This window comes from Pseudomonas sp. Kh14 (genome assembly GCF_900291005.1).
Classification (GTDB): domain Bacteria; phylum Pseudomonadota; class Gammaproteobacteria; order Pseudomonadales; family Pseudomonadaceae; genus Aquipseudomonas; species Aquipseudomonas alloputida.
Genome location: NZ_OLKJ01000034.1, coordinates 403247 through 420313, shown reverse-complemented (window position 1 = coordinate 420313; position 17067 = coordinate 403247). Strand labels below are relative to the sequence as shown.

General features: G+C 63.5%; 14 protein-coding genes. 4 read left to right on the top strand and 10 right to left on the bottom strand.

Annotation, left to right across the window (positions count from 1 at the left end):
* Positions 1 to 103: 103 nt before the first annotated feature.
* Positions 104 to 1543, bottom strand: coding sequence for a dihydropyrimidinase (gene hydA, locus FQ668_RS19280; protein ID WP_014590358.1), 1440 nt, complete (start codon positions 1541 to 1543; stop codon positions 104 to 106).
* Between the two features lie 343 nt (positions 1544 to 1886).
* Between hydA and FQ668_RS19270 the strand changes: the two genes are divergently transcribed.
* Entirely contained in the window at positions 1887 to 3377 is a 1491-nt protein-coding gene (locus tag FQ668_RS19270; RefSeq protein ID WP_014590359.1) for an NCS1 family nucleobase:cation symporter-1, read from the top strand.
* A gap of 49 nt (positions 3378 to 3426) precedes the next feature.
* Positions 3427 to 4710: a Zn-dependent hydrolase gene (locus tag FQ668_RS19265; RefSeq protein ID WP_019437252.1), complete on the top strand. Its 1284-nt coding sequence runs from the start codon at positions 3427 to 3429 to the stop codon at positions 4708 to 4710.
* Here the strand turns inward: FQ668_RS19265 and FQ668_RS19260 are convergent.
* The 3 genes from FQ668_RS19260 to nhaB all read right to left on the bottom strand — a co-directional run bounded on the left by FQ668_RS19260 (position 4707) and on the right by nhaB (position 7948).
* Positions 4707 to 5666 carry a ribonuclease Z gene (locus tag FQ668_RS19260; RefSeq protein ID WP_019437253.1) on the bottom strand — a complete coding sequence of 320 codons (960 nt, stop codon included), beginning with the start codon at positions 5664 to 5666 and terminating at the stop codon, positions 4707 to 4709. The two genes, FQ668_RS19265 and FQ668_RS19260, sit on opposite strands and share 4 nt — an antisense overlap.
* Before the next feature lie 87 nt (positions 5667 to 5753).
* Positions 5754 to 6299, bottom strand: a complete 546-nt coding sequence (locus FQ668_RS19255) for a lipocalin family protein (protein WP_003251256.1) — start codon at positions 6297 to 6299, stop codon at positions 5754 to 5756.
* A gap of 146 nt (positions 6300 to 6445) precedes the next feature.
* Positions 6446 to 7948 (bottom strand): sodium/proton antiporter NhaB, encoded by a 1503-nt coding sequence (nhaB, locus tag FQ668_RS19250; RefSeq protein WP_014590362.1) that lies wholly within the window; start codon positions 7946 to 7948, stop codon positions 6446 to 6448.
* A gap of 150 nt (positions 7949 to 8098) precedes the next feature.
* Here nhaB and FQ668_RS19245 point away from each other — a divergent pair, with 150 nt between their 5' ends.
* Entirely contained in the window at positions 8099 to 8911 is an 813-nt protein-coding gene (locus FQ668_RS19245; RefSeq protein WP_014590363.1) for a crotonase/enoyl-CoA hydratase family protein, read from the top strand.
* 36 nt (positions 8912 to 8947) lie between these two features.
* Positions 8948 to 9778 (top strand): NAD(+) diphosphatase, encoded by an 831-nt coding sequence (nudC, locus tag FQ668_RS19240; protein WP_019437254.1) that lies wholly within the window; start codon positions 8948 to 8950, stop codon positions 9776 to 9778.
* 68 nt (positions 9779 to 9846) lie between these two features.
* On the opposite strand, the gene FQ668_RS19235 is transcribed toward nudC, so the two are convergent.
* From FQ668_RS19235 to FQ668_RS19210, 6 genes are all read right to left on the bottom strand, one after another.
* Positions 9847 to 10626: a TSUP family transporter gene (locus tag FQ668_RS19235; protein ID WP_003251244.1), complete on the bottom strand. Its 780-nt coding sequence runs from the start codon at positions 10624 to 10626 to the stop codon at positions 9847 to 9849.
* A 168-nt stretch (positions 10627 to 10794) separates the two neighbouring features.
* Positions 10795 to 11625, bottom strand: coding sequence for an alpha/beta fold hydrolase (locus FQ668_RS19230; protein WP_014590365.1), 831 nt, complete (start codon positions 11623 to 11625; stop codon positions 10795 to 10797).
* Positions 11626 to 11818: 193 nt separating this feature from the next.
* Positions 11819 to 13108 carry an FAD-binding oxidoreductase gene (locus FQ668_RS19225; RefSeq protein WP_019437255.1) on the bottom strand — a complete coding sequence of 430 codons (1290 nt, stop codon included), beginning with the start codon at positions 13106 to 13108 and terminating at the stop codon, positions 11819 to 11821.
* Between the two features lie 146 nt (positions 13109 to 13254).
* Positions 13255 to 15216: a DNA topoisomerase III gene (locus tag FQ668_RS19220; RefSeq protein WP_026031846.1), complete on the bottom strand. Its 1962-nt coding sequence runs from the start codon at positions 15214 to 15216 to the stop codon at positions 13255 to 13257.
* A gap of 210 nt (positions 15217 to 15426) precedes the next feature.
* A complete protein-coding gene (locus FQ668_RS19215) occupies positions 15427 to 15855 on the bottom strand; it encodes a GNAT family N-acetyltransferase (protein WP_003251237.1) in 429 nt (142 codons plus the stop codon).
* On the bottom strand, positions 15848 to 17014 hold the full coding sequence (locus FQ668_RS19210) for a cupin domain-containing protein (protein WP_014590368.1): 1167 nt from the start codon (positions 17012 to 17014) through the stop codon (positions 15848 to 15850). Before FQ668_RS19210 ends, FQ668_RS19215 begins: the two co-directional genes overlap by 8 nt.
* Positions 17015 to 17067: the final 53 nt, after the last annotated feature.

Below are 17067 nucleotides of genomic sequence, written 5' to 3'. Positions count from 1 at the left end.
CGACAGGTATTGCGGTCGATTCTGGGGCCGCTCCCACAGGCGATCGCGGTCCTTGTGGGAGCGGCCTTGCGTCGCGATGGGCTGCACAGCAGCCCCAATGACTTCAGCGCTGAACAGGCATCGGCCGCTGATGCTCGGCCCGGCGCCCCAGCACCTCATACACCGCCGGGTACGCCGGCCGTTCCACATAGCGCCCCGCGCCCGGCTCGGCGCGCAGGTCGCCATCGGCCCAGAGCACCTTGCCCTGGCTGATGGTGTGGCTTGGGATGCCGCGCACGGTGCGGCCTTCGAAAATGTTGAAGTCCACCTGCTGGTGGTGGGTTTTGGCGGAGATGGTGCGGGTGCCCTGCGGGTCCCACAGCACCAGGTCGGCATCGGCACCCACCCGGATAGCGCCCTTGCGCGGGAACAGGTTGAAGATTTTCGCCGTGTTGGTAGAGGTCAGCGCAACGAATTCGTGCATCGACAAACGCCCGCTGTTGACCCCGGCATCCCACAGTACTGCCATGCGGTCTTCGATGCCGGCGGTGCCGTTGGGGATGCGGCTGAAGTCGTCGCGGCCCATGGCTTTCTGCTCGGCGCAGAAGCAGCAGTGGTCGGTGGCGGTGGTGTGCAGGTTGCCCGACTGCAAGCCGCGCCACAGCGCCTCCTGGTGTTCGCGTGGGCGGAACGGCGGGCTCATCACATAACCGGCGGCGGTGGCCCAGTCCGGGTCACGGTAGACACTGTCGTCCAGCAGCAGGTGGCCGGGCAGCACCTCGCCATACACCGGCTGGCCCTTGCCCCGGGCATAGGCGATTTCATCCAGTGCCTCGCGGCTGGAAATGTGCACCAGGTACAACGGCGTGCCGAGGGTTTCGGCAATGCGGATGGCGCGGCTGGCCGCTTCACCTTCAACCTGCGAGGGGCGCGACAGCGGGTGGGCTTCCGGCCCGGTCATGCCCTGGGCGAGCAGTTTTTTCTGCAGGTGGTACACCAGCTCGCCGTTTTCGGCATGCACGGTGGGCACCGCGCCCAGTTGCAGGCAACGCTCGAAGCTGGCCACCAGGGTATCGTCGGCGGCCATGATTGCATTTTTGTAGGCCATGAAATGCTTGAAGCTGTTCACCCCGTGCTTGGCCACCAGCTCGCCCATCTCTTCGGCCACCTGCTCGCTCCACCAGGTGATGGCGACGTGGAAGCCATAGTCGCTGGCGCTTTTCTGGGCCCAGCCGCGCCACGTGTGGAAGGCCTCCAGCAACGACTGCTGCGGGTTGGGTATGACGAAGTCGATGATCGAGGTGGTGCCGCCAGCCAGGCCCGCAGCGGTGCCGCTGAAGAAGTCCTCGCTGGCCACCGTGCCCATGAACGGCAACTGCATGTGGGTGTGCGGGTCGATGCCGCCGGGCATCAGGTACTGGCCACTGCCGTCGAGGATCTCGCAGTCGGTGGGTGGTTCGAGGTTTTGCCCGATGGCACGGATCAGGCCATCGGCACACAGGACATCGGCGGGATAACTCTCTTCGTGGGTAACCACGGTGGCGCCACGGATCAACAGGGACATGCCGTTTTCCTCGCAGGCTGACCGGTCTTGGCCGGTTCTTTGCATTGTCATGGATGCCAGGGCGGGCAGGGCGGTCAATCCTGTCAGGCCTGACAAGATTCGAGGCTAGATGCTGATTCTGGATTCAGCAAGAAAATTTTCCCATTAAATTTGTGGTTTTTAAGTTGTTGATACAAAAAGGAAAAAATTAACGCGCGAATGGGCGACGGGGTTTTCAGGGTATTTGACTAACTTGACAAGATGAAAATCTGGTCGAGATTTCTAAGCACAATTCCGCGTGCGAACTCCGGTCATCGAATCAGCCTGATGAGCGAAAAATAGAAGAAAAACTGGAGAAGGGCCTATGCAACAGAGCAGATCGGAAGTGGTCGAGCAAGATGGCCTGTTCGAGCTGTCCGAGGGCAGCGATGTCCTCGACAGCCCGCGCTACAACCCCGACATAGCGCCGACCAAGGTGCACCAGCGCACCTGGAACAAATGGCACATCACCGCCCTGTGGGTGGGGATGTCCATCTGCGTACCCACCTACACCCTCGGCGGCGTGCTCACCGCCTACTTCGGCCTCAGTGTTGGCGAAGCGCTGCTGGCGATCCTGCTGGCCAACGTTATCGTGCTGATACCGCTTACCCTCAATGCCTTTCCCGGTACCAAGTACGGCATCCCGTTTCCGGTGCTGCTGCGTTCGTCGTTCGGCATTCTCGGCTCCAACGTACCGTGCCTGATCCGCGCGGTGGTGGCCTGTGGTTGGTTCGGTATCCAGACCATGTTCGGCGGGCTGGCCATTCACCTGTTCCTGGGTTCGGTGTTCGACGGTTGGAAGGCGCTGGGCGGGACAGGCGAGGTGATTGGCTTCATGATCTTCTGGTGCCTGAACCTGTGGGTGGTGCTGCGCGGCGCCGAGTCGATCAAGTGGCTGGAAACGCTGTCGGCACCGCTGCTGGTGGCAGTGGGCGTCGGTCTGCTGTTCTGGGCCTTGCCGCACATGTCGATGACCGAACTGCTGGCCCAGCCGCCCAAGCGCCCGGAAGGGGCAAGCGTGGTCAGTTACTTCTGCGCCGGGCTGACGGCCATGGTCGGTTTCTGGGCCACACTGTCGCTGAACATTCCCGACTTCAGCCGCTACGCCCGCAGCCAGAAGGATCAGATTCTCGGGCAGATCTTCGGCCTGCCGCTGACCATGTTTCTGTTCGCTGCGCTGGGTGTGGTGCTGACCGCCGCCTCGGCGTCGCTGGTGGGCGAGACGGTGTCCGACCCGGTCAGCCTGATCGGCAAGATTCAAAGCCCGTTCTGGGTGGCCCTGGCCATGGCGCTGATCGTGATCGCCACGCTGTCGACCAATACCGCGGCGAACATCGTGTCGCCCACCAATGACTTCCAGAACATTGCCCCACGCTTGATCGGCCGAAGCCGCGCGGTATGGCTGACCGGCTTTATCGGCCTGGCGCTGATGGGGCATGAACTGCTGAAGAAGCTGGGCCTGATTGTCTCCGACCTTAGCCTGGAGAGCGTGTATTCCAACTGGCTGCTGGGCTATTCCAGCTTGTTGGGGCCCATTGCCGGCATCATGGTGGTGGACTACTTCCTGATCCGTCGGCAGAAGCTGGACCTGGCCGGGCTATACCGCGACGACGTGTATCCCGCGTGGAACTGGGCCGGTTTTGCCGCCTTCGCCTTGCCAGTGGGGCTGACGGTAATGGCGATTGGCAACAGCAGTTTCAGCTGGTTCTACGACTACGGCTGGTTCACTGGCTCGCTGCTGGGCGGTGCACTGTACGCCGTGCTTGGCGGTTTGGCGGCACGCAACCCGGTGCGGCTGGCCAAGCCCTCGCCTTGAGGCCTCGAAGAGGCCCGTACAAACAATAAGAAGCCTGAAGGAGAAGCCCGTGACCCCCGTCAAAGAGATCCTGAATACCAACGCCCGTCACGTCGACAGCACCCGCCTGTGGCAGTCGCTGATGGACCTGGCCCGGCTCGGCGCCACTGCCAAGGGCGGTGTCTGCCGCCTGGCCTTGACCGACCTCGACCGCCAGGCCCGTGATCTGTTCGTGCAGTGGTGCGAGGCGGCTGGTTGCTCGGTCAGCATCGACGCCGTCGGCAACATATTCGCCCGCCGTCCGGGCCGTAACCCCAAGCTGCCGCCGGTGATGACCGGCAGCCATATCGACACCCAGCCCACCGGCGGCAAGTTCGATGGCTGCTTCGGGGTGATGGCCGGGCTGGAGGTGATCCGCACCCTCAACGACCTGGGCGTGGAAACCGAAGCGCCGCTCGAAGTGGTGGTGTGGACCAACGAAGAAGGTTCGCGTTTTGCGCCGTGCATGATGGGGTCTGGGGTATTCGCCGGCAAGTTCACCCTGGAAGACACCCTGGCCAAGCGCGATGCCCAGGGTGTCAGCGTTGGCGAAGCATTGAACACCATTGGCTACGCCGGTCCGCGTGCCGTGTCGGGGCACCCGGTGGGGGCGTATTTCGAAGCGCATATCGAGCAGGGTCCTATCCTTGAGGACCAGGCCAAGACCATCGGCGTGGTCCTCGGCGCCTTGGGGCAGAAGTGGTTCGACCTGACCCTGCGCGGTGTTGAAGCCCATGCCGGCCCTACGCCGATGCACCTGCGCAAGGACGCCCTGGTGGGTGCAGCCGCTGTGGTAGAGGCGGTCAACCGCACGGCGCTTGCCCACCAGCCCCACGCCTGTGGCACGGTGGGTTGCCTTCAGGCGTACCCGGGCTCGCGTAACGTGATCCCGGGCGAAGTGCGTATGACCCTCGACTTCCGCCACCTGGAGGGCGAGCAGTTGAATGCGATGATTGCCGATGTGCGCGGGGTGATCGAGGCGACCTGTACCAAGCATGGCCTGAGCCATGAGTTGGTGCCCACGGCCGACTTCCCGGCACTTTACTTCGACAAAGGCTGTGTCGACGCCGTGCGCGAGTCGGCCAAGGCGTTGGGCCTGCCGCACATGGACATCGTCAGTGGCGCGGGGCATGACGCGATCTTCCTGGCCGAGCTGGGGCCGGCGGGGATGATTTTCGTGCCGTGCGAAAACGGCATCAGCCATAACGAGATCGAGAACGCCACGCCCGATGACCTGGCGGCGGGCTGCGCAGTGTTGTTGCGGGCGATGCTGGCGGCGTCGGAGGCAATTGCCAGCGGGCGCCTGGCGGCCTAGGCACTGGCCTCAAGACGGCCGTTACGGCCAAGGTGATAGCGCTGCAGGTCCTGCGCCAAGGTCAACTGCCCGCTGTAGTGGGCGAGGGCCTCGTCGCGCACGTTGTCGATGTGCGGGCTGCGCCGCGGGTCGTTCTGGTAGCGGGCGCTGAAATGGGTCAGTACCAGGTTGCGCACGCCCGCGGCCTCGGCAAAGCGTGCCACCTCAGCGGCGGTGCTGTGGCCGAACGTGCCCCCGGTGCGTTCGACCACCGCCTGGGTGAAGGTGGCTTCGTGCACCAGTACATCCGCACCCCTGGCGACGGCTGCCAGCAGTTCTGGCTTGTCGTTGTCCCCGCACACGATCACCCGCCGGGGCGGACGCGAAGGGCGCAGGTAGTCGTTGCCGTTCAGCAGTTGCCCGTCGTACGTCACGGTCAACCCCTTGGCCAGCTCGCCCCACAGCGGACCACGCGGTATGCCCTCGGCGTCCAGGCGCTGGATGTCCAGGCGTGGCTCAGGGTTGATTTCGGTGAATACGAAACCCACGCTGGGCACCCGGTGCGACAGTTGCACGGTGGTCACCTGCAGGGTCTCGCTGCGCCATGCGATCAGCTCTTCAACGGGCAACAGGCGCAGCTCGAACGGCAGGAAGGTGTCGCTGGCAACCAGGCCCTGGCGTACCCAGTCGTGCAGTACGGCGGGCAGGATCACTTCCAGCGGCTGGGTGCGCCCGCTCATGCCCGCGCTGGCCAGCAGGCCGGGCAGGCCGAAGCAATGGTCACCATGCACGTGGGTGATGAAGATCGCGCGCAGGTCGCGGATCGAAAGCGGGGTGTGCAGCAGGCGGTGCTGGGTGCCTTCGCCGCAATCGACCAGATACCAGTGGCTGCCACTGGCTTCGATCACGGCAGTGGCGCTGACATTGCGTGCCTTGGTGGGCACCCCGGCGGAGGTGCCGAGGAACAGCAGGTCCATGCTCAGGCTCCTGTTTCAGGCCAGAAGCGGCCAAGGTGATACGGGGCGCACACCTTAGCCGGATTGCCATCCGCCGTCGACGGCCCGCTAGTTATCCTGTCGCCAGATGAGCTTGCTGGTGTCATACCCTTGCTCTCGGGCGATTGTCAGCAGTTGCTCGCGCTGCTGGTCGGTGACCGCTGGCGTGCGCGAAAGCAGCCACAGGTACTCGCGGTTGGGGTGGCCGACCAGTGCCACGCGGTAGTCCTTGTCGTGGTACAGCACCCAGTACTCGCCCTTGGTCAGGCCCGGTGCCAGGCGGCTGAACCAGTTGTCGAAGCGCACCCACAGCTTGTCGGTGCTGCCCGGTTGCTGAGCCTCGGCGATGCCCTTGGCTTCATTCCACTGGCCGTCCTTTTCCTGGCAGCGGTTGGTTACATCGATACGGCCGTCCTCGCGCAAGCCGTAGCGCGCCTCGGACTTCACGCAGTTACGCTGGAAGAACATCGGCAGTCGCGCCAGTTCATACCAGGTACCCTGATAGCGTTGCAGGTCCACCTGTTGGGTACGCGGCGGTGCCGGGTGATCGTTGCCGGCGCAGCCGAGCAGGGCCAGGGTCATGCAGGAAAGCAGCAGTGTAGTGCGCAGCGCCATGGGTGACCTCCTTGGAGCGGATGGGGCGTACCTGTGTTTCGACGCCTGTGCGGGGAAAAAGTTGTAGACGATATTGCCTGCTGCGAAACCCGTGCAGGAGCGGGTTTACCCGCGAAAGGCCCCGCACAGGTCCGCACAGGCCTGCCTCACAGCCAGTACGTCACCGCCCACCATCCCAACCCGCCCATCACCACGGTATAGGGCAGCGCCATCCACACCATCCGCCCATACGACAGCCGGATCAGCGGCGCAATGGCCGAGGTCAGCAGGAACAGGAACGCCGCCTGCCCGTTCGGCGTCGCCACGCTTGGCAGGTTGGTGCCGGTGTTGATCGCCACTGCCAGGGTTTCGAAATGCTCGCGGCTCATGCTGCCATCGAGAAATGCCTGCTTCACTTCGGTGATGTAGATGGTGGCAACGAACACATTGTCGCTGATCGCCGACAGCAAGCCGTTGGCCAGATACAGCATGCCCGGTTGCTTTTCGGCCGGCAGCGTCAGCACCCAGTTGATCAATGGGCTGAAAAGCTGCTGCTGATGAATCACCGCGACCACGGCGAAGAACACCACCAACAGCGAAGTGAATGGCATGGCGTCCTGGAAGGCACGGCCCAGGCGGTGCTCGTCAGTGATGCCGGTGAAGGCCGTGATCAGTACGATCACCATCAGGCCGATCAGGCCGACCTCGGCCACATGCAGCCCCAGGCAGATGATCAGGATCAGCGCAGCGAGCCCTTGTACCCACAGCGCGATGCGCTGGGCCTGGGTGCGCGCCGCATCGTCTTCGGCCGCATAGGCGGTCAGCACCCTGCGCACCGGTTCGGGCATCAGCGTGCCGTAGCCGAACAGACGCACTTTTTCCAGCAGCACGCAGGTCACCAGGCCAGCACCCAGCACTGGCAGCGAAACGGGCGCCACTTTCAAGAAGAAGTCGACGAAGTGCCACCCCATCTCGTGGCCGATCAGCAGGTTCTGCGGCTCGCCCACCAACGTGCAAACGCCGCCCAAGGCGGTACCCACAGCGCCATGCATCAGCAGGCTACGCAGGAAGGCGCGGAACTGGTCGAGGTCTTCCCGGTGCAGGTGAGCGACTTGCTGGTCGCTCTCCAGTGCGCTCTCCTCGCGCGGATTGGCCCCGGACGCGACGCGGTGGTACACCGCGTAAAAGCCGACCGCAGCGCTGATGATCACCGCCGTGACGGTCAGTGCATCGAGAAACGCGGATAGAAACGCCGACAGTACGCAAAACAGCAGCGCCAGAATGGCCTTTGAACGCACCCCGAGCAGAATGCGTGAGAACAGGAACAGCAACAGTTCCTTCATGAAGTGGATGCCGGCGACCATGAACATCAGCAACAGGATTACCGGGAAGTTGTGCTGCAGTTCCTCGTACAGCGCCTGGGGCGTGGTCATCTGCAACAGCAGGGCTTCGATCAGCAACAAGCCACCGGGCATCAACGGGTAGCATTTCAGGGCCATGGCCAGGGTGAAGATGAATTCGAGCACCAGTGCCCAGCCGGTCGCAACCGGGCCAATGGTTACCAACAACAGCGGGTTGAGCACCAAAAACAGGCAGATGACCACCTTGTACCAAAACGGCGATTTGCCCAGAAAACCGTGGGCGAGGGCGCCGGTCAGGGGGCGTGACATAAATATGTATCCTTATAATTCAACGATGGCGCACGGTGCCGGATATACGCGTCTTAGGCAAGGCGCACAGTCCCGTTTTTGGCACATGTACGGCCATTGGGCTGGGTTACCATCGGTGTCATGAACCTTTCACCCTCAGGAGTGCCGCCCGTGACCGAGTACAGTGCATTCAAGGTCGAACTGACCGACAGCGTCGCCCATGTTCAGATCAATCGCCCAGAGAAGGTCAACGCGATGAATGCGGCCTTCTGGGAGGAAATCGTCGACATCTTCCAGTGGATCGATGACACCGATGCCGTGCGCGCGGTGGTGATCAGCGGCGCTGGCAAGCACTTTTCCGCCGGTATCGACCTGATGATGCTGGCCTCGCTGGCTGGGCAGATGGGCAAGGACGTGGGCCGCAATGCACGCTTCCTGCGCAAGACCATCCAGCGGCTGCAGGCCTCGTTCACCGCTGTGGACACGTGCCGCAAACCCGTACTGGCGGCCGTGCAAGGCTACTGCATCGGCGGCGCCATCGACCTCATCTCGGCGTGCGACATGCGCTACTGCAGCAGTGACGCGCAGTTCTCGATCAAGGAAATCGACATGGGTATGGCTGCCGATGTCGGCACATTGCAACGTTTGCCACGCATCATTGGCGACGGCATCATGCGGGAGCTGGCGTTTACCGGGCGCAATGTCGAGGCCGACGAGGCGCTGCGCATCGGCCTGGTCAACCGAGTCTATGATGATCAGGCCTCACTGATGGACGGCGTCTTTGCCATCGCCCGCGAGATTGCCGCAAAATCGCCGATCGCTGTGGCCGGCACCAAGGAAATGCTCAGCTACATGCGTGACCATCGCATCGACGATGGCCTGGACTACATTGCCACCTGGAACGCCGCAATGCTGCAGTCCGAAGACTTGCGCGTGGCGGTGGCGGCGCACATGAGCAAACAGAAACCGACGTTCGCCGACTGATCGGGCCGGGGGACGCGTAGTAAAGGAACCCCCGACATGTCAGCACGCTGGACTACTGCAGTACTCGACCCACAGATAACCGGGGGGCTTGCGGTGGCCCGCAGCCCTGAAGGGTTTTTGGTGGACGCCAACGGCGCGCTGTTCCCCCGCGACTGGCTCAAGCGCCAGGACCTCGACGTGCTGTGCGAGCACGGCATCGGCCACTTTGACGGCCAGCCGGTGTTCCTGCTGGAACTGCGCTGCGCCACTGATGTGCCTGGCTGCAGCTGGCGCGGCCTGCGTGCGTTCATGCTCGAAGGCGACTTCGACACTTACAAGGTGCTGGGCTATGCCGCACAAATCGGCACCTGGGCCCGCGAGCATCGCTTCTGCGGCAGTTGCGGTCAGCCGATGACGCAAATTCGCTGGGAGCGGGCGATGTATTGCCAACCCTGCGACCTGCGCAGCTATCCGCGCATTTCACCCAGCATGATCGTGCTGGTGACCCGCGGCGATGAAATCCTGCTGGCGCGTTCGCCGCGCTTCGTCACCGGGGTGTACAGCACCTTGGCAGGTTTTGCCGAACCGGGTGAATCGGCCGAAGACTGCCTGGTGCGCGAAGTGCGCGAAGAAGTGGCGGTGGAGGTGCAGAACATCCAGTACGTCGGCAGCCAGTGCTGGCCGTTCCCGCATTCGATGATGCTCGGTTTCCATGCCGAGTACGCCGGTGGCGAGATTGTCATGCAGCCGGACGAGATCGAGGACGCCAAGTGGTTCAGCGTGCACGACCTGCCGCCGCTGCCGGCCGGGCGGTCCATTGCCCGTTACCTGATCGACCTGTATGTTGCGCGGCGGCTGGGCTGTGATATCCCTGCTTTCCCGTCCTAGCTGCAGTGAGAAATGTTCTCCGACTAGGCGCAGGGCACAGGCAATGGTCATTCCATTGCCAAAGCCCCTCAGGCCTGCCCGAACCAGTGTTGCCACGCTAAGCGCACGGTCAACGCCAGCACCACTGTGATGAACACCGGGCGGATGAACTTGCTGCCGCCGCTGATCGCCGTGCGTGCACCGAAAAAGGCGCCGACCATCACCGACAGGCCCATGCACAGGCCGACGATATAGTCCACCTGCCCGGAAATGATGAACACCGTCAGCGCCGCGATGTTGCTGACGAAGTTCATGCTGCGCGCCACGCCGCTGGCGCGTACCAGGTCGATGGGGTACAGCAGCAGGGTACTGACGGTCCAGAACGCCCCGGTACCCGGGCCCGCTACGCCGTCGTAGAAGCCCAGGGTGAAGCCTTGCGGCACTTGCCACTTTTTCTTGATCGGTGCATCGGCATCCAGCGGCGCCTTGGGCGTGCCGCCGAACAACAGGTAGATGCCACAGGCGAAGACGATCACCGGCAACATCTTGTTCAGCCATTCGGCTGGCATGTAGTGGGCGATGACGGCGCCGAGCAACGCCCCGGTCAGGGTGGCGAACAATGCCGGGCGCCACTGCGCCGGGTGGAACAGTTTGCGTTTGTAGTAAGTGAAACCTGCTGTGGCCGAGCCGAAGGTGGAACTGAGCTTGTTGGTGCCCAGTACCAGGTGCGGTGGCATGCCGGCAGTGAGTAGGGCCGGAGTGGTGAGCAGGCCCCCGCCACCGGCGATGGCGTCGATGAATCCGGCGACGAAGGCGACCAGCGCCAGGATCAGCAGGGTGAGGGGTTCTACGGTGAGTTCGAAGGGCATGGGTTTTTGACAGGCAGGGAGGCAAGGAGGCGGCAAAGTGCTGCACTAGAAGGGGAGCATGGTAATCCTGGGGAAGGTGTGTTGCCAGTGCCGGCCCTTTCGCGGGCACGCCCGCGTAATCCCGTAGGAGCGGGTTTACCCGCGAAAGGGCCGGCACTGGCGAAAACATCAACTACGAATAAACGCCAGCAAATCCGCATTGATCACATCGGCATGGGTGGTCGGCATGCCATGCGGGTAGCCTTTGTAGGTTTTCAGCGTGCCATTGGGCAGTAGCTTGGCCGACAGTACCCCGGAGTTTTCATAGGGCACGATCTGGTCATCGTCGCCGTGCATCACCAGCACCGGCTGCTTGATGCCCTTCAGGTCCTCGGTGAAGTCTGTCTGGGAAAACGCCACGATGCCATCGTAATGGGCCTTTGCACTGCCGATCATGCCTTGGCGCCACCAGTTGCCAATGATGCCTTCGCTGGCTTCGACCCCCGGGCGGTTGTAGCCGTAGAACGGCCCTGTTGGCACATCCCGGTAGAACTGCGCCCGGTTGCTGGCAACCTGGGCCTGGAAACCGTCGAATACCGACTTGGGCAGGCCACCGGGGTTGCCGGGGGTTTGTACCATCAAGGGTGGTACGGCCGCGATCAGCACGGCCTTGGCCACCTTGTCTTCAGGGTACCGGGCCATGTAGCGCACCACCTCGCCGCCGCCGGTCGAGTGGCCGACATGCACGGCACCCTGGGTGCCCAGGTGGGCGACCACGGCGGCTACGTCGTCGGCATAGTGGTCCATGTCGTGGCCGTCCCATACCTGGCTGGAGCGGCCATGGCCCCGCCGGTCGTGGGCGACCACGCGGTAGCCTTCAGCGAGGAAGAACAGCATCTGCGCGTCCCAGTCATCGGCACTGAGCGGCCAGCCGTGATGGAAGTGGATCACAGGTGCATCGCGCGGGCCCCAGTCCTTGTAGAAGATCTGTACGCCGTCCTTCGTGGTTACATAGCTCATGGTCGTTTCTCCTGAGTGCAGGAAGCGAAGGGAGCTATTGAGAATAGGAGGGATTTTGGCAGGTATCAGGAAGTTGTGTTGCCTGTGCGGGCCTCTTCGCGGGTGAACCCGCTCCTACAGGGGGCTCATGGGTTTGAATCCGCAGGAGCGGGTTCTCCCGCGAAGAGGCCCGCACAGGCAACACTCATGCCCTTCAGACGCGGTCGCGCATGCGGTACCAGGCCTTTGCCGCAGCTTCCAAAGGTGCAGCCAGCAGGTCACCACCGGGGAAGCGGCCGTTGTCGATGCCTTGGTACAGCGCCAACAGGTCTTCATCGCCGAGAATGGCATCGCTGACCGCACGCGCCGCCGCCAGGGTCGGCAGTACGCCATGGCCGGAGAAACCCTGCAGCCAGTAGCGCTGGCCCTCGCGGCCGACGTCCGGGGTGCGCTTGATGCTGCAATCGATGTGGCCACCCCAGGCATAGTCGATGGCCACCCCGGCCAGTTGCGGGAATACCCGCTCCAGGTACGGGCGGGTGGCGCTGGCGACGTCCTTGGGAATGCCGCCCAGGTAAGTACAGCCACCGCCGAACAGCAGGCGGTGGTCTGGGGTGAGGCGGAAGTAGTCGGGTACGAACTGGTTGTCGATCACGCAACTGTTGCGAGGTAGTAAGGAATGGGCCAAGTCGGCATCCAGAGGCGCAGTGGCGACTTGGTAGGAACCGACTGGCAACAGGCGACGCGACAGGCTGCGGTCAAGGCGGTCGATGTAGGCGTTGCAGGCCAGCACCAATACCTGGCAGCGGACTTCGCCACGGTCGGTACGGGCGACATAGCCGTCGCGAGCCTGCTGGTAGCTGAGCACCTGGCTCTGTTCGTAGATGCGCCCGCCGCCAGCCTCGATGGTACTGGCCAGGCCCTGTGCCAGTTTCAGCGGGTTGAGGTGGGCACCTTTGGCGTCGTACAGCGCGGCCTGGTAGCGCGGGCTGTCGATCCATTGCGGCAACTCGTCACGGCTGATCAGGCGCAGGGCGTCGTAACCCCATTTATGCTCGGCATCATGCAGGGCCTCTTCGAGCATTTTCACCCGGCGCGGCAATACCGCAGTCCACAGGCTGCCCTGCCGGTAGTCGATGTCGAAGCCGTGGCGTTGGGGCAGTTCGCGCATCTCGTCGGCGGCCCAGCACATGCTGGCCCATAGCCGTTGGGTGCGTTCGATGCCAAGGGCCTGCTCCAGCGGCGGCATGTCGCACGACCAGCCCAACAGCGCCTGGCCACCGTTGCGTCCGGAGGCCGCCCAGGCAACCCGGCTGGCTTCCAGCAGCGTTACGCGTTTGCCGGCCTGGGTCAGGCGCAGTGCAGTGTGCAGGCCGCTGAATCCGGCGCCGATGATCAGCACGTCGGTGTCCTGAGCGCCTTGCAGGGTAGGGCGTAACGGGATGTTGGCGGGGTAGGTCTGGGCGTAGTAACTGGCGACGTGCTGGGCGGATTGTTTGAACATGCCGGATTTTCCGTGAAAATTATTATGCTTATTTTCATGAAAAGTTAGCAGTTAAATTTCACGTTGCCAATGGGTTGGTTGGGGCTTGTGGTTTGCCTTTTGTTAATGTGCTGCCTGGGCTGGCCTCTTCGCGGGTGAACCCGCTCCTACAGGGGGGCTCGCTTTTTCCGCGCCTGCCGTGGCTTGCTTGGGGTCGCCTTGCTTCCAGTCGCTTTGCTCTTCCCGCCACCGCGACGTTTCTTCTTCCAGGGCGGCGCCGCCCCGGCCGCTGGCCCGCTGATGGTCATGCGCATGCCGCTGCAACGCTCCACCAGCTTGCCCATCCACGCTGACTGCCGGGCGACGAACTCTTCCAGGGGCATCTCGCCGCTTTGCACCATGTCCAGCGCCTGCTCCCAGATCGCCGTGGTGCCGGGGTCGGCAATGGCTCGGGGAACGGCGTCGATCAGGCTGAAGGCCGCAGGGGTGGCCGACAACGCCTTGCCGTTCTTCACCAGGTAACCGCGGTCGAGCAGGCCCTGGATAATGCTGGCGCGGGTGGCTTCGGTGCCGATGCCGGTGGTTTCCTTGAGCTTCTGCTTCAGCCGAGGGTCATCCACCAGCTTGGCCACGTTTTTCATCGCCTTGATCAGGTCGCCTTCGGTAAATGGCTTGGGTGGCTGGGTCCACAGGTCTTTCAGCTGCAGGCCGTGTACGTTGCAGTCCTGGCCTTCGCGCAGCGCTGGCAACACCTGGGCCGGTGGTGCCTCTCGGCCTTTGGCCGGGGTAAGCGCTTCGGGCAAGGCGCGGCGCCAGCCCGGCTCGACGATCTGTTTGCCCACAGCACGCAGCGCATGACCGGCGCAGTCGAAGTCGGCCTGGGTGCGGTCGTACTCATGGTTGGGCAGGAACTGCGCCAGATAGCGGGCGCGGATCAGGGTGTACACGGCCTTGTGCTTGGCCGGCAGGCGCGAGGGGTCGCTGGCGGCGGCGGTGGGGATGATGCCATGGTGAGCGCTGACTTTGGCGTCGTTCCACGCCCGCGAGCGGCGTTGCGGCTCCAGGTACGGCTGCAGCGGCGCAAGGCTGGCATCGGCCCGTTGCAGGGCAGAGAGGATGGCGGGTGCCTCAGCGTGCTGGCTTTGTGGCAAATAGCCGCAATCGCTGCGCGGGTAGGTGATCAGCTTGTGTGTTTCGTACAGTGCCTGGGCAATGTCGAGGGTTTCCTGGGCGCCGAGGCCGAACTTTTTCGAGCACAGCTCCTGCAGGGTGCCAAGGTCGAAGGGCAGCGGTGCAGCTTCGCGCACACGCTCGGTCGCCACCTTTACCGCTCGGGCAGTGCCAGCATGGCCGATGTCGGTGGCGGCCTGCTGTGCCAAGCTTTGCTTCAGGCAGCGGCCTTGGTCATCACAGGCGTCTTCGGGGGCGCGCCATTGGGCATTGAAGCGTTGGCCGGCGTGTTCCAGCTGTACGTCGATGGCCCAGAACGGCACCGGCACGAAGTCGGCGATGCTGCGGTCGCGGTCGACCACCAGGCGCAAGGTCGGCGTTTGCACGCGGCCTACCGGCAGCACACCCTGGTAGCCGGATTGGCGGCCTAGCAGGGTGAACAGCCGGCTCATGTTCATGCCGATCAGCCAGTCGGCGCGCGAGCGGCCCAGCGCCGAGTGGTACAGGTTGAACGTCTCGTGGCCTGGCAGCAGGCGTGCCAGGGCCTTGCGGATGGAGGCGTCGTCCAGTGCCGACAGCCACAGGCGCTGCACCGGGCCCCGGTAGCGGCAATGCTCGACCAGCTCGCGGGCAATCATTTCGCCTTCGCGGTCGGCGTCGGTGGCAATCACCAGCTCCCGCGCTTCACCGAGCAGGCGCTTGACCGCCTTGAACTGGCTGGCGGTCTTGGGCTTTACCAGCATCTTCCACTTGTCTGGAATGATCGGCAGGTCGGCCAGGTTCCAGCGCTTGTAACGTTCGTCGTAGCTGTCGGGCGGGGCGGTTTCCAGCAGGTGGCCGATGCACCAGGTTACGCAGATGTCGGTGCCTTGCCAGCAGCCGTCGCCTTTGCGGTTGGCGCCGAGCACTTTGGCGATGTCTTTTGCCTGGGAGGGTTTTTCGCAGAGAAACAGGCGCATGGCCGGGGACGCTTCATCGGGGTGGTGGGCCATAGGATGCGCAAGCGGGGGCGCAGAGGCAAGTTTTATCTGGATGGATGTACAGGTTTTTTGTCAGCGGGGATGTATATCGCCTGAGCCGGCCTCTTCGCGGGTAAACCCGCTCCTACAGGGAAGCGCGGTGCTTGTAGGAGCGGGTTTACCCGCGAAGAGGCCAGTGCAGGTAATGGATCAGGCGCGCGAGTCGCGCACCATGTCGACATGCGGGATGCCAGCTTCGAGGAATTCCTCGCTGACTACGCGAAAGCCCAGCCGCTCATAGAACGGCGTGGCGTGCACCTGGGCGCTGAGCATCTGCTGTTTCAGGTCGCGGTTCTGCGCTTCGACGATGACCGCATTGACCAACGCATCGCCCACCTTCAGGCCACGCCAGTCCTTGAGCACCGAGATGCGCCCGATGGTGCCGTCGGCCAGCAGGCGCGCAGTACCGATTGGATAGTCGCCTTCCAGGGCCAGGAAGTGCAGGGCGTCCTGGTCTTCCGAATCGAACTCCAGCTCTGGTGGAATGTGCTGCTCGGCGACGAACACGGCTTCACGGATACGGCGGATGTCGGCGTTGTCTTTGTGCCAATCGGCGAGGCGAACGCTGATCTTATTCATTGGCGAATCCCAGGCTCCCTTGCTTGACCAGCTGCTGTACCAGCATCAGGCCATCCTCATCCTGCAGCCACTCGGCCAGGTTATCGATGTGCAGGGCGTCGGCCGCACATACCAGCTTCAGCAGCTCTCGCAGTTTGCCAGGCAGTGGGCAACTACGGCCGCTGGCGAACAGCAGCAGGTCGTCTTCGAACTCGGACCAGGCCAGGCGTGCGCTGGGGTTGCGGATCAGGATGGCGCCTTGCTCAAGGGCATTGATCAGCTCTTCCTCGCTCAGCTCCTCGCCAACGATCTGCTCGGGGTAGCGCGGCTCGGTCATGAACTGGCCGAACCAGGTCAGCAGCAGGTCCTTGTCGCCCATGTGCTTGTCGAGCAGCGCCTTGAGGCGGTCGAGGGCATCGTGCTGGATCTGGTGCGGGTCGCTGACCGGCTGGGCGTCGGCGTCGCTGTAGCGCTCTTCGTCGGGCAGGAACTGGCCGAGGAAGTCGGTGAAGTGGGTCAGCACTTCGGCAGCGCTCGGTGCGCGGAAGCCGACCGAGTAGGTCAGGCAGTCATCCACGGCCACACCGTAGTGGGCCAGGCGCGGTGGCAGGTAGAGCATGTCGCCGGGCTCCAGGGTCCACTCGCCGCTCTGCTCGAACTCGGCCAGGATACGCAGGTCGGCGTGCTCCAGCAGTGGGCTGTCACTGCTGCACATCTGGCCGATCTTCCAGTTGCGCTGGCCGTGGCCTTGCAGCAGGAACACATCGTAGTTGTCGAAGTGCGGGCCGACGCTGCCACCCGGGGCGGCGAAGCTGATCATCACGTCATCGATACGCCAGCTGGGCAGGAAGCGGAAGTTTTCCAGCAGTTCGGCCACTTCCGGAACGAACTGGTCAACGGCCTGCACCAGCAGGGTCCAGTCTTTTTCCGGCAGTTCGGCGAAGGTGTCTTCGTTGAACGGGCCGCGGCGCAGCTCCCACGGGTGAGCGCCGTGCTCCAGCACGATACGCGACTCGACTTCGTCTTCCAGGGCCAGGCCGGCGAGCTCGTCGGGGTCGATCGGGCTGATGAAGTCCGGGAAGGCCTGGCGTACCAGCAGCGGCTTCTTCTGCCAGTAGTCGCGCATGAATTCGCGGGCCGAGATGCCGCCGAGCAGCTGCAGTGGAGTATCAGGATTCATGTTCAACCTATTGAAAAAACGTAATTTTCGTACGGGAATAAAAACGCCCGGCC

Excerpts from the sequence above, each read along its gene's own strand:
- hydA (WP_014590358.1), bottom strand. The coding sequence starts at position 1,543 with ATGTCCCTGTTGATCCGTGGCGCCACCGTGGTTACCCACGAAGAGAGT.
- FQ668_RS19270 (WP_014590359.1), top strand. The coding sequence starts at position 1,887 with ATGCAACAGAGCAGATCGGAAGTGGTCGAGCAAGATGGCCTGTTCGAG.
- FQ668_RS19260 (WP_019437253.1), bottom strand. The coding sequence starts at position 5,666 with ATGGACCTGCTGTTCCTCGGCACCTCCGCCGGGGTGCCCACCAAGGCA.
- FQ668_RS19255 (WP_003251256.1), bottom strand. The coding sequence starts at position 6,299 with ATGGCGCTGCGCACTACACTGCTGCTTTCCTGCATGACCCTGGCCCTG.
- nhaB (WP_014590362.1), bottom strand. The coding sequence starts at position 7,948 with ATGTCACGCCCCCTGACCGGCGCCCTCGCCCACGGTTTTCTGGGCAAA.
- nudC (WP_019437254.1), top strand. The coding sequence starts at position 8,948 with ATGTCAGCACGCTGGACTACTGCAGTACTCGACCCACAGATAACCGGG.
- FQ668_RS19235 (WP_003251244.1), bottom strand. The coding sequence starts at position 10,626 with ATGCCCTTCGAACTCACCGTAGAACCCCTCACCCTGCTGATCCTGGCG.
- FQ668_RS19230 (WP_014590365.1), bottom strand. The coding sequence starts at position 11,625 with ATGAGCTATGTAACCACGAAGGACGGCGTACAGATCTTCTACAAGGAC.
- FQ668_RS19225 (WP_019437255.1), bottom strand. The coding sequence starts at position 13,108 with ATGTTCAAACAATCCGCCCAGCACGTCGCCAGTTACTACGCCCAGACC.
- FQ668_RS19220 (WP_026031846.1), bottom strand. The coding sequence starts at position 15,216 with ATGCGCCTGTTTCTCTGCGAAAAACCCTCCCAGGCAAAAGACATCGCC.
- FQ668_RS19215 (WP_003251237.1), bottom strand. The coding sequence starts at position 15,855 with ATGAATAAGATCAGCGTTCGCCTCGCCGATTGGCACAAAGACAACGCC.
- FQ668_RS19210 (WP_014590368.1), bottom strand. The coding sequence starts at position 17,014 with ATGAATCCTGATACTCCACTGCAGCTGCTCGGCGGCATCTCGGCCCGC.